Here is a 12,975-nt window from a genome sequence, read left to right on the forward strand (position 1 = left end):
GCAGGGACGTTATGGCATGAAACGCAATGTTTTGTGCTTTTGACAGGGTCCCCGCAGGCCGGTCATGCGTGTAATACTTAGCGTGGATCGCAACGTTCACACTGCCAGCCTGCGGCGCCCCTCTGCCGGGCGGCCCGTAACACCGGCACGCCTCGACTCATCATCCACTATTGAAAATGGAAAGTTCCGAACACGACGTCAGCGCGACTCTGATCGCCCAACGGATCAGGGAAATTCTCACAAAGAACGGCATCGGCAGACGTCAACACGCTGGCACCATCAGTCGGATCCTGAACCTGAGTTTCTCGCAGGCTCATCGAAAGCTGAAAGGCCAGAGCCCCTGGGCGATTCACCAGGTTAATCAGATTACCGCGGAGTTCGGCGAGGACGTCGGCCAACTGTTTGGCGAGTCTCAAGCAGACTCCGCCCCCGTGGAGGGAGACCCAACCGCCGCGTCGCTCGTTATCGGTAACACAGCGATCCCGTGCCAAGCGCATATCGGCCTGGCCTTGTCTGCGGACCAGCGCGGCGATCTGGTCGCACTGGAAACCGACGGTCGTTGGTTCATCCATACAGCAGACAATGCACCTGAAGGTCAACTGCACAGCGTGCGCCTGATCACGATCAGGCCAACTGTCGAGGAGATCCGCCGCTTAAGCATCGCGATTCTCGACGACTCGGCCGAGGCTGCCGACGAGCTATCCAAGTACTTGCGCAATCAGGGATTCAACACGCAGGCCTATTACGATATCCAGTCCTTCAACGATGCGGTCCGCGATCAGATGTTCGACGGTTTCGTCGTGGACTGGATCATCGGTCAGGACACCTCGGAGAGCTGCATGACGAAGATAAGGCAATCCGAGAATCCCGATGCTCCCATTCTTGTACTGACCGGACAACTCAACACCTCGGAGCGTGAGTCGCAAATCGCTCGCGCAATGCGAACCTTCGACATCCTCGGGCCCTATGAAAAACCGATCAGGCTATCGGTCATCAAGGCTGCATTCGATCGCTACTTCAATCGCTGACGGATGTCAGACGCACCAGCGTGCGCAACAGTACCTCCCGGCGGACCGGCTTCATCAGATAGTCATCGAACAATGCCGCCTGTTCCTTCGTCAGCAACTCGGGCGCGTGCGCACTGACGCCGATTACCGGAATCCGGTGGTTCGGGCCGCGTGTCAGACGTAGTTCACGTACGACCGAGAGGCCATCGCGCTCAGGCATGTTCAAGTCGAGCATGAGCGCGTCGTACGGGCGCCTCATGAGCTTCTGTATCCCTCGTTCCGCCGACTCGCATGCCTCGTGCGTACAGCCGATCTGATCCAGTAGCGACGCGAACGCCCTGAGTGCCGAAGGATTGTCGTCGACAACCAGCACGTGGGGAGGCGACGCGAACGTAGACGGTTCAGGCGATTCCTGTCGGCCCGGCACCGGTATCAACGCATTGTCGCCACGGGACACTTTCACGGGCAGGTTCACTGTGAATGCACTGCCTCGGCCAACTTCGCTCTTCACGCGAATCTCGCCACCGAACAGATCGACCAGCCCCTTCACGACGGACAGTCCCATGCCCGCGCCGTCATGAATGTTCGACTGTCGCTGACCGATCTGTGTGAATGGCTGAAAAATATACTCAAGCTTGTCCGCGGGGATGCCGGCGCCAGTATCCTCAACCTTCAGAATCAGACGTCCGGCGCTTCCGGCAGACTGTAGCTCGCACGACAGCTTGACGTCCCCATCCCTGGTGTTCTTGATCGCGTTCGACAGCAGGTTCGTCATGATCTGCCGGATCCTGACCGCATCCGAATGCAGATAGACGCCATCCAGCCCCTGACTTTCGCAGATCAGCCTGACTGGCTTCTTGCCAATCAACGCGACCGCCTCGGAGGCCGTTGCACGAAGGATCGGTTCAAGTTCGAAATCGCTGTTTCGCAATTCGAGCTTTCCGCTGTCGAGCCGGGCATAGTCCGCAAGATCGCGCATCTGCGACTCGATCTGATCTACGGCAAGCTCAAGGCGCTTGATGGTGTCGGTATGCTCGAGTCCGATCCTCGATCCGGCAATCACATCGATCGCGGACATGATGCTCTGCAGCGGTGTTCTGAGTTCGTGGCCAATCGCGCCCAGGAACGCGTTCTTGGCCCGAATCGCCTCGCCCGCAGCAGCAGTCGCCCGACGCTCCGCGTCCAGCGCACGCGCTTGTTGCCGGATCGTCTTCATTTGCTGCCTGATGTTGAAGATAGTGACGAGTCCGATAATCGCGGCCGACATGATAATGATCGATACACCGATCAGGATAATCTTGCGATTCAGCAGGAACATCTGATAGGTGCGATCGCGTTGCTTCGCCTCGGCATGCGCGGCGAGCGTCGACAGGTTCCGCGCCTCGAGCCGTACCCGCCGTATCTTCAGTGCCGCCGCCTCCAGTTGCACCGAAGGGACCTTGGGCCGGGCCAGAATTTGCTCTACGTCCGAGAACAACGCCCGAATCCGGTCCACCTGTTCCGCGTAGCCCGGTTCCGCATAAAGCAACCGGGTAGATTCCGAGTGATTCGATAGAACAAAGAACTTTGACTCAAGAATCTTGAATTCCGTCTGCACATCCTTGCACTGGCTCAGGCAACCCCAATCCTTCCTGTCGAGAAGTAATTCAAAGTCGGCAAGACGGGATTCGAACTGTGCTGTGGATGATGCGTAATTTTCCTGCGTCCCGACGAGCGAGAGGAAATTTCGCTCGGAGAACAGGTTGTTGTAGCAATAGACGGCCGACGACATTGCCGCCAACATCAGGAGCGTCAGCACCAGAAAGTAGCCGTACACGCCGCTCGCACGCGGCAATTTGTCCAATTTCATTTCACGACGATTTTGTATATTTGCCAGATGAATCGTGTACTGTACAGCGGACCACTCAACTCCCCTCCACCCGTATCTCTAGGATAAACAATAAAGAATGGCCCGAAATTCTCTATGGGAAGATATTTGCCATTCATTTTGTAGGCAAGGATAGCACCATACTTCTCAAAATCCGATATTGGAATATCTCCATAATAGTCGTCCAGCGTGTATGCAGTGATATATGTTCCCTTGCCGCCGACTTTCTTCAAAATATCCAGTACCGAAACACCTTCAAACAGACTGGCTGGCGTCCAAGCCGTGGACGTTCGGATCGTCGTGACAGGAAGTCGCATCAGGTCGGCTTCCGTAAACACATATTCCTTGGCCTCGGGGTCGGTAAAATTACTGATATTCCCCGATATTGTTAAATTGTAGCAATACCCACTGTTACACCAGGTCATCGACCACATTGCCATTACCACAAAAGCGCTTTTCATTTTATCACCTGCCATCCCCAAAAAATGACGCTTGTTTGGTGAAATGCAATTCAGTTTATTTATTCAAACCCGCAAAAACATGAGACGCCCGTCAAACCAAACTCGATTGTGACCAGGAACTGTCACACCCGGAGTCGCGAGATCAATGTCAGCGGTGAGCCAACGCCTTCAGGCATGAGTGAAGCGAACGTATGAAGCATACCGTAGCCAACGATAGCACGGGTGATGCTGTTGATCGCCCATGTCGAGGCGAGAGCGTTACGGTGCGTTATTGCAGCAGGTAACGCCGATGAGTCCGTGTTTCGCGCGCATAAGTCTCAGAGCGACGCTTTATTAGCTCGATGGGACCGGCATCCAACACCGCTCCATCTTGATCGTCTCGATAGCAAGAAGTAGAAAAGTAACGAATCTCGCAAAATTTACGTCGCCAAGAAGTGAGAATGTCAGTCCATTCAGGGAGAAGATAGGCAGTACGTCCGAATGCAAATCAGTGTGATGTTACTTTTTCTTCAAAAACAACATATCGGGACCCCGGGCAGCCGTTTCGAATACGATCCCGCCATACGTCGACGCTTTGGAACGGCGAGTACATCGAATCTCTAAACAGGGTCAATCTCGGCTATATGTCAGGGTCTTGCGCACGTATCCGAAGTGAAGTGGTGGTCGAGCGCTCCCAACGGGGCGACAAAGATATGACGTCGCCGATCGAACATTGCGCCGAAAACCTCTTCGGCAAAATATTGACCCACGATTCACCACAGGATGAAGCAGATCACATCTTTGGTTCGTAAAATGTCGCGTTTTATTCAAAGACAACATATTGAGACTGCGGGCATCTTTTCCGAGAGACGACAAATGCAGTGGACTCTCAGAAAAATTGTCTTTGGCCCGCGCGCGAGAAAAATCAAGGACTTGGACATCTGTTCTGAGACAACTGCATGTTGCTCGTCGCAGAAAAGGTGTCTTTTGGCACGGAAATTCTCCGGAAAGTCGTCTTCGGGATTATGGCCGTCCCGTCCGAGTGTCTCGACGGAACGTCGACGACAGGTATCGTCGTAGAAGTGCGTATCAGCATCCGACGACGCCAATCAAGATGAGCTCTAAATATGCAAATAGTGCGCATCCAGCAATCTGTTAGGAATCCTGACGTCGCCTGCGGTTCAACACCGCCCAACGGCTTCGACCAGTTCCGGCGTCCTTGAGGGACCCGGAGAGCGCCGCGCCGATCGTTTCGGCACGACGCTTCGCAGCCACCTTGCATATCGATATGCAAACGCTCGAACGGTTTGCCCATGTCCATCGCAATACCGTGAGCCGCCTGGCGGGCTCCGAAAGCGTGCAAAAGTACCTTCGGGATGCCATCCGGATTATCCGAGCCGCGAACGATATCGCCGGGGATGTACAGTGCGCACTCTTCTGGTATCGAAATGAGCCGTTGCCGATCTTCGACTACAAGACTGCTGAACAATTAGTGCCGGAAGGACGCGTTGACGACTTGCTTCGGTATGTCGTTTCGCTTGAGGCAGGTGCAGCTGGGTAAGGCGGGGAACACACGTTGTAGGTCAGCCGAATAACGGTTACTCGCAGGTCAAAGCTGACCTATGTTCGGCGACGGAAAACAGGGAGCGGGGCATATTGGACTGGACGTTGTTCCGCGGTATGTTGCCTGCCCCACCTCTTCAAATGCCCGCTCGATGCGTGGTGTATTTCGGACACGCGCACGCATCATCGACCCGGATCAATTGGAAACTTTCTTGGCCAACCTCGACCGATGATACAAGCCCGGCACCACAACCCGTCTGCGCTACCCGAACTTTCGGCCACTCGCACGTCCGAAACGACCCGGCACCCGATGGCACCGGGTCGCTGACGCCAAGATCGCCACTCACTCCGTCTTCGCACCCATCGTTTGAATAATTATCCTCAGATGCGTACTCATTGGTAGGTTCAAACTCGTCCCGGTCGGCAGTTTCCGAAGGAACCAGCGCTTGTACTGACGCTCGATCTCTCCGTCCGCTGCCAGTTCCTCGAATGTGGTCTTTACGACCTGCGCGAGCAGTGGGTCACCACGCCGGAACATAATTCCATACGGTTCATAAGAAAGATAGTCGCCAACGACTTGGAATTTCCCGTGCCTGCCCGCATCCTGTGCGATCAAGCCGTAAAGCAACGCTTCGTCGGTTGCAAACGCATCCACTTGCCCGCTCGCGACCGCTTCGAAACCTTCCTTGTGTTCACGTACCACCAGCAACTGCATCCCAAGGTTGAATTTCTGGTCGAGATCGCGCAGCGTCTTCTCGTTGGTCGTGCCGGCTGTCACTGCGACCTTCTTACCCGCGAGGTCGCGGAACGAGCGGATCGGCGCCCCCGCCTTCACCATCACCTTCGTGCCGGAAACGTAGATGATCGGCGAAAACGCGACGCGCTTCTGACGCTCCAGGCTTCTCGTCGTGGATCCGCATTCGAGGTCGACCTGACCGTTGACAACTTGATCGATCCGGTTGTCAGCAGTGACCGGCACCCAGCGAATGGACACGCTCCTGTTGATCGAATCCTCGATCGCGGACACGAGCGCTTTGCACAACTCGATCGAATAACCAATCGGCTCGTTGCGTGTGTTGAGGAACGAGAACGGCACCGACGAATCGCGGTAGCCAAGCGCGATCGTTCCGCTATCGCGCACCTTCTCAAGCGTTCCCGATAACGTGACCGGTGGCGCCGCCGAAGATAGGTCGGCCGCATCCTGTGCATTCGCCGCTGCGGACGCGGCGAATAGGCCAGCGACGACGAGAGCCGTCCGGAACCCATGAATCGTCATCACGCAGCTCCTGTCACGCGTCAGCAGGTTGTGCAAGCGTCGCCTTGACCTCGGCATCAAGACGTGCCGCATTCACCTTTGCATCGCTCTCCGACAACAGTGCGCCCTCCCACTTTGCGACAACCGCGCTCGCAATCGAGTTACCTACGGCGTTAGTCGCCGAGCGGCCCATGTCGAGGAACGTATCGACGCCGAGGATAAGCAAGAGACCTGCCTCCGGCAGCTGGAACTGGGTCAGCGTTGCGGCAATGACGACGAGTGACGCGCGCGGCACCCCGGCCATCCCCTTCGATGTCAGCATCAGTACGAGCAGCATCGTGATCTGCGTGCCAAGCGACAGATGAATGTTGTACGCCTGCGCGATAAAGAGGGTCGCAAACGTGCAGTACATCATCGAGCCGTCGAGGTTAAACGAGTATCCCATCGGCATCACGAAGCTCGAAATCTTCCGATTAACACCGAAGCGGTCAAGTGCATCGAGAATCTTCGGATATGCGGCCTCCGAACTTGCAGTCGCGAACGACAGCATGAAAGCCTCCTTGATCAGTGCGAGCAGCTTCAGTACGCGCGGCCCAAGGAAAACGAAGCCCGCAAACGTGAGGAGCCCCCACAACAAGAAGAGGCTAAGGTAGAAATCACCCATGAACACCGCAAACTTCAACAGGATCGACAACCCGTTCACTGCGACGGTCGAAGCCATTGCAGCAAATACTGCGAGCGGAGCGAGCTTCATCACGTAGCCGGTGATCTTCAGCATCGCATGCGAAAGCTGGTCGATTGCAGCGACAAGAACCTTTGCCTTCTCTCCGAGCGCAGCGAGTGCGACACCGAAAAACATCGAGAACACGACGATCTGGAGGATCTCGTTGTTTGCCAGCGCTTCGGCAAACGAGCGCGGCACCATATGCCCGACGAAATCCTTAAGTGTGAACTTCGACGTCGCGAGGTTTACCGACGCGCCGATGTCGGGCAATGGCAAGCCAAGGTTCAGGCCGGGCTGGAGCAGGTTCGACATCAGAAGGCCAAGCAACAACGACGTTACCGATGCCGTGATGAACCAGGCGAACGCCTTCACGAAAACCCGCCCGACCGACGACGCGTCCCCCATATGGGCGATCCCAACGACGAGCGTCGAGAATACGAGCGGGCCGATAATCATCTTGATCAGCCGCAGAAAGACATCGGACACGAGTGAAATGTAGCCGGCGATTTCCGTTGACACCTTCTTATCGGGAAACTCCGTATAGATCATGTAGCCAATCGCAATGCCGATCAACATCGCGATCAGAATCCATACCGCTGAAGATTTCTTCTTTCTCATCTTAATGTCTCCGTGCTCCAAATCTGTGTTGAGTGATGAACCACCGACGCGCGAGGCGTTCGGCACATCCACCCTTATTCCGCTTTCAAAGCCGATCGCGATCTTGAAGAATTACCTGCCGGCTCCCTTCTTCGAAAGAATGCAAGGACTGATCCCAGCATTCTTCCGGCCACAACAGCTCGGCTCTTCGTGACATGGGTCGATAGACTGCCGAGTAAAGGGTTCCGTATCCCCGCTGCCATGCGTTTTGATACAGTGGTTCTTGCAGCATGACGTTGATCGCCTGCTGTGCTGGGCCAGGCTGAACAATTTGAAGCTGAAGAGCGGCGAGCCGATCACGCGAGCGAGTCGCCCGCGCATGCTCCGGCCATTCGACCGAGTTCTGGAAGTTGGTCACGGCATGGCGACGCGTAACCTCGGTCGGTCGGTCTGGATTGACAAACACCGTCGCCCAGTCCGCCTTGGAGTCGAGTAGCGTGACGCTGTAACTCATATGTACCGGCACACGTTGAAGTATCGCCACCGCTTCAGCGGTCGTCCTCGCAGTTTCCAGCACGTACCGCAGCACCAGCGGAATTCCGAAACCGGTTCCGGACACTGTGCGCCCGCCGAACGACAGCGACGCCGCAAGCCCGTTGTCGTTCATCCCGTCGAGCGCGCCCCACAAGCAGTCACCCATCGCCGCAACTCGCGAGCCGACCCAACGTGTCGCGAGCCAATTTCCTTCGAGCAACGCAGGTGCGAAGTCATAGTTGCGCAGCAGCATCGGCTCCTCGTGGCCGCCGGGATCGATCCAAACCGCCTGCGAGCAACCCGCGATATACGGCGGCGGACACCACAGGGACAGGAAACGCGCCTCAACGTCACCGCCGCCGATGAGCTCAACGAGACGCTCCCACGTTGGCACGAGTTCAGGCATATGCGTGCGCAGAGCACGTCGGGATTCGAGGTAGCTCGGGCGGCCGGCCACGCCACTTCGAAGAAACCAGGCACGGTAGCTCGGCCAGGCTCGTTCGAACAGGGCGCGCCACTTCTCGCCGGGAACATCCTCGGCGACGGCCTGGAACTGTAGACTGATCGGCATGGTGACCCTCAGAGAATCTTGAACGAGCCGGGTGCGGGCACCGCCTCAGGTTGCGAAGCCACAATCGGCTTACCCGCGTAGTACTGCTTCAGTCCGCGCACCCAGTCACGTGCGCGAATGTTGAGCCTGAAGTTGTCGTCCATCGATCGCCCACGCGTGATCAAGATTCCAAGATCCGCTCCCTCGTAGCGATAGTCGCCAGGACCTGTAATTCGCATGAAGAATGCCTCGCGCTCCGTGTCGATCGCACGCCGGTGGTAGTCGAATCGATGATACGAAACGCTGCCGTCGTCGGCCATCCGGTAAATTCCGGTTGCCGGCGCGTGTGTGACCTGGTCGACGTTGTCGTCCGTGTATTTCAGCACGACCTGCGACCACGAATCGATAAAGTGTGCCTGCGCCCAGCGCTCGTTGATCTCCTTCACGTTCAGGTCAAATGGCACTCCTGAGAACTCGAGCAGGTGGAAAAGGAAGAGCGGTGCGTCCGCGTACGCGAACGCTGCATGATTCGTCATCGGGCTCGCGCCGCAAATGCGCGGATTCAGTTCGCCCAGATAGACCTCGCCGGAATCGATGTCGATCAGGAAATCGAGGTCGAAATAGCCGCGATAGCCTTCGTTCAGCAACTGATCGCCGAACTTCTCGGCCATCGCGCGCGCCTTTGCGCGCACCTCCTCCGTGAATGCACCCGGGAACACCTCATTGCCGCACCAGCCCCCCTTGTATGGCGTCAACTCCCGCGCGCCGACTACCTCGGTCAGCAGTGGCCCGACGAGGGTCCCGGACTGCGTTGCGCATGCTTCAAGTGTGGCCCCGCGGCAATTGATTCGCTTCATGATCTTGACTTCGGGGTCGTTGACGATTTCATCCTTGTGCTTATTGAAATCGTCTTCGGACGCAATGAAGAACGTCGTATGTCCGGAGTCGCCAAATGCGGACTGCACGACAAGATCCCGGCCGAGTCCATTGCGCTCCGCAATCTGCATCAGATGAGCGTAACTGTCGACCTTCTCGAGCGCATTCGGTACGGAGTAGACACCGGCCTTGTTTCCGATCCGAACGGTTTCCATCTTGTTGTCACATCGGGTGCGAAGCGCGGCCGGCGGGAACCAGACATCCATGCCGATTTCTTTCGCGAGGGCTTCCGTCTTCTCGTCAAACATGAGGAATGTCGCGACCGGCCGGCCGCCGCGACGCTCGACCAGGTCGATCACTTCCTTGTGAGACAAAAGATAGTTGTTGATGTCTTCAATCGACTGAAACTCGTCGTGCGGTGACTCAGTCGGGACAAACACGTTCGGATGACGCCCATCGAAGCAGTCGATGTAGTTGATGTACATAAAGCGGTTCACCCACCTGTCGATGCCAAGCAGGTTGAAGTTGGTCGCGCTAATGAAGTAGATCGGTCGCTCATTGCGGTGGAACATCAGCAACAGATCGGAAACGCTCTTAACTTTATCGCTCAATTTTGGCTCCTGGATACGTCGTCTTTGACAGTGGTGAATCCGGCGATCTGCTCTACCTCGGTGTCCGCGGGCGCGTCGCTCGACGGCCTCTGCGCCACTCGGTCCGACAGCGCGATAGCGACGCGCGAAGCGGTGCCCTGTACCGCGCGATCAAGAGCGTCCTGACTGAAGATCCGGAAGCCCAACTCTGGACGGAAGCCGTGGATCTCGCGCACATCGAGTGCCGCCATGAACTGGAGGATCCCGGCACTAATCACCTGGCCTGGCACGAGGATCGGGAAGCCCGGCGGATAGGGGATCACGAACAGTGCGGACACAAGCTCACGGCCGGCGGCGATCGCGCGTGCTGCCTCATTCATGTCGATGTACTCGCAGTTCGCATCGTCGTACGACAGGAAGAACGCACTGCGAATGTCGCCATCGCGCGTCTCTGCGCGGCTTTCGATGCTGCGACCGCGGAACGCGAAGTGGAAGCTCGAGAAATCGGGCAGCGGCGGTTGTTCGAGCGTCAGCGACCGCACGCGCTTTTCATGGGTCCGGCGCTCGATCGTGCTCATATCGGACACGCGTGCGTCGACGTCGCGCGCGATCTTTACCAGTACCTCAATCAGGTATGCAATGGCCGAGCGAGTTGAGCCGATATTCGTCATGAAAAGGACGGTATTGCGCGAAGTCTTGTTGATCTGGATACCGTACTTGTCCATCAACTCCTTGTTCTTGAACGTGTCGCCGTCCATCCCGGTTGCACCGATCACGAGCGTCGCACGTGTTGGGTCGAGCACGAACTCGTCGGTTCGCCAGGCTGTCTCGAGGTTGTTCCAGCCAGTCTCGTCATCGTAGTAGCTATTGACACCAGAGTCGCGATAGGCCGGCGGCACTACATCGGAGACGCGCAAAAAGCGGAAGTAGCGGCTCAACAGCGGATGCTGCTTAACCTGTTCCCGCAAACTCATTGCGAGCTCGAGCTGACGCTGGATCAACTCATAGCCCTCAAGCTCGACCTGACGACGGCCGACGTCCAACGACGCGAGAATCTGGTAGTTCGGCGATGTTGAAGTGTGGGTCATGTAGGCTTCGTGGAACGACTCTTCGGCCTTGTCCTTGAAATCCTGATCCCACACGTGGATCATCGAGCCCTGGCGTAATGCAGTGAGCGTCTTGTGAGTCGAATGCGTCGCGTAAACACGCACCCGCGCGCGCGTTGGGTCGGGCAACAGGCGTGTGTCGAGAAGCTGCGCATCGTCGCTCCAGTCAATCGAAAGCGCGAACTCCTCATAGCTTTTCGCGTACTCCGGGTCACTGAACTTGTCGGCGAGCTTTGCGGCGCTCGCCATCGCAGTTCGTTGCCGATAGATCGGATGACAGCGCGCGAACGCAAACCATGCCTCGTCCCACAAGAACACGAGATCCGGCTTGATCGCGAGACACTCCATCATCACGCGTTCGACGTCGTACACGATTCCGTCGAACGTACAGTTGGTGAGCAGAACCATCCGTACCCGGTCGAGCGTGCCCGCGCGGCGGAAGGAAAGCAGCGTCTCCTTGATGTGTCGGATCGGCACCGCGCCATACATTGAATACACGTCGAGCGGATACGAGTCGAGGTACGTGACCTGTGCACCCGCGAGCACTAGTCCGTAGTGGTGCGACTTGTGACAGTTTCGGTCAACGAGCACGATATCGTCCGGGCGTACGAGCGCCTGGACGACGATCTTGTTGCAGGTCGACGTGCCGTTGGTCGCGAAGTAAGTGCGGCGGGCCCCGAACGCGCGCGCCGCATACTCCTGCGCGAGCTTCAGTGGGCCGACCGGATCGAGCAACGAGTCAAGCCCGCCAGACGTCGCGGAAGTCTCGGCCATGAACAGGTTCATCCCGTAGAACTGGGCCAAATCGCCGATCCAGTTGCTGTTCATGATTGCCTTTCCGCGCGCGAGCGGCAACGCATGGAACACTCCCGTCGGCTGCTTCGCGTAGTCGCGCAGTGCATTGAAGAAAGGCGTCTTGTGGCGTTCGCTGACACCTTTCATGATCGAGCTGTACAGCTCAATGTGATCTTCCTCGCCGAAGAAGATCCGCTTGAAAACTTCACCGACACGCGCCGCAATGTCCTCGACACTCACGTCGGTCACGAGATACAAGTCGAGCTCTGGACGGATCTGCGCAATTCGACGGCCGAGCAATGGCCCGCGCTCAAACTCAGGCATCGCCTCGATGTTCTCATCGAGGCCATCAAGAAAGCGGCGCAGCATGTCGTTGTGGTTGACCGAGCGGAATGGGAACCCATGCCTTATGACAACAGCCTGCAGATTAAAATTTACGAGTGTTGCGATCAGCGCGTCCTCGAAGCTCGGCACGACGACGATGTCGAAGATAAAATCGTCGTCCGGGCTACGCTTTCGCTGAACGCGGCGGCGCAACGCCTCCTCCTCGCTCGCTGACATTTCGTCGACGATTAGAACTTCAAAATAAGGACGCGTGAGTTGCGCCTGGCGTTCGCTGTCGGTCTCGATCTGTGAAGGAAGCTCGTTGTCACTGTCTAGCGTGTTCGCGTCGTGACGATATGTGCGCGCGGCCAGCACACGGTGAATACGGCGCGCCGCCTGATGTGCGCGGACCATCTCCTCGCGCTCGATCCAGTGGCGCAACTCACCGAACACCCGGCCGCCCGGGAATGCCCAGTAACTTTCGATCGGCGTCAACAGCTCGACTGTTCGCCGCACGTTCTGCATACGCAGCGCGCGCTCCGGATCATCCGCTGGCAGGATCGCGAGACGGCTCAGGTCGTCGACCAGATTGATCCACCCGTCGGCACGCCCTTCCCACACGCTGCGATGGCGGCCGAGCGACGCGCAGTGCTGGGACAACGGTTGCTCTGCTGTCATGTCTCCTTCTCCTTGGCTCAATTTTTGTGTGCGAGCGGATCGCCCGGCTTTGTACCCACCACACGGCCG

General features: G+C 57.3%; 8 protein-coding genes and 1 pseudogene. 2 read left to right on the top strand and 7 right to left on the bottom strand.

Translation table 11 applies throughout. The annotated features are described in order from the left end of the window. Positions 1–176 precede the first annotated feature (176 nt). Complete coding sequence (locus R9B84_RS34095; RefSeq protein ID WP_423761808.1) at positions 177–1,028, top strand: helix-turn-helix domain-containing protein; 852 nt, start codon at positions 177–179, stop codon at positions 1,026–1,028. Here R9B84_RS34095 and R9B84_RS34100 read toward each other — a convergent pair. Together R9B84_RS34100 and R9B84_RS34105 are read right to left on the bottom strand one after the other, a co-directional pair. Further along, positions 1,018–2,856, bottom strand: a complete 1,839-nt coding sequence (locus R9B84_RS34100) for a hybrid sensor histidine kinase/response regulator (protein ID WP_423761809.1) — start codon at positions 2,854–2,856, stop codon at positions 1,018–1,020. The genes R9B84_RS34095 and R9B84_RS34100 overlap by 11 nt on opposite strands. Beyond that, entirely contained in the window at positions 2,853–3,335 is a 483-nt protein-coding gene (locus R9B84_RS34105) for a molybdopterin-dependent oxidoreductase (RefSeq protein ID WP_423761810.1), read from the bottom strand. The genes R9B84_RS34100 and R9B84_RS34105 overlap by 4 nt, the downstream gene beginning before the upstream one ends. A gap of 1,106 nt (positions 3,336–4,441) precedes the next feature. On the opposite strand from R9B84_RS34105, the pseudogene R9B84_RS34110 reads away from it, so the two are divergent. Further along, positions 4,442–4,875, top strand: a pseudogene (locus R9B84_RS34110) (DUF2384 domain-containing protein). Positions 4,876–5,220: 345 nt separating this feature from the next. Here R9B84_RS34110 and R9B84_RS34115 read toward each other — a convergent pair. The 5 genes from R9B84_RS34115 to R9B84_RS34135 all read right to left on the bottom strand — a co-directional run bounded on the left by R9B84_RS34115 (position 5,221) and on the right by R9B84_RS34135 (position 12,906). Next, complete coding sequence (locus R9B84_RS34115; RefSeq protein WP_423761811.1) at positions 5,221–6,153, bottom strand: amino acid ABC transporter substrate-binding protein; 933 nt, start codon at positions 6,151–6,153, stop codon at positions 5,221–5,223. Between the two features lie 13 nt (positions 6,154–6,166). Then, complete coding sequence (locus tag R9B84_RS34120; RefSeq protein ID WP_423761812.1) at positions 6,167–7,474, bottom strand: dicarboxylate/amino acid:cation symporter; 1,308 nt, start codon at positions 7,472–7,474, stop codon at positions 6,167–6,169. A gap of 85 nt (positions 7,475–7,559) precedes the next feature. Beyond that, entirely contained in the window at positions 7,560–8,558 is a 999-nt protein-coding gene (locus R9B84_RS34125; protein WP_423761813.1) for a C45 family autoproteolytic acyltransferase/hydolase, read from the bottom strand. Positions 8,559–8,566: 8 nt separating this feature from the next. After that, complete coding sequence (locus tag R9B84_RS34130) at positions 8,567–10,024, bottom strand: biotin carboxylase (protein WP_423761814.1); 1,458 nt, start codon at positions 10,022–10,024, stop codon at positions 8,567–8,569. After that, the gene (locus tag R9B84_RS34135; protein ID WP_423761815.1) at positions 10,021–12,906 is read right to left on the bottom strand and encodes an aminotransferase class I/II-fold pyridoxal phosphate-dependent enzyme; all 2,886 of its coding nucleotides are present in this window, start codon (positions 12,904–12,906) and stop codon (positions 10,021–10,023) included. The genes R9B84_RS34130 and R9B84_RS34135 overlap by 4 nt, the downstream gene beginning before the upstream one ends. Positions 12,907–12,975: the final 69 nt, after the last annotated feature.

The organism is Burkholderia sp. NLJ2 (assembly GCF_049487195.1).
In the GTDB taxonomy this organism is placed as follows: domain Bacteria; phylum Pseudomonadota; class Gammaproteobacteria; order Burkholderiales; family Burkholderiaceae; genus Burkholderia; species Burkholderia pyrrocinia.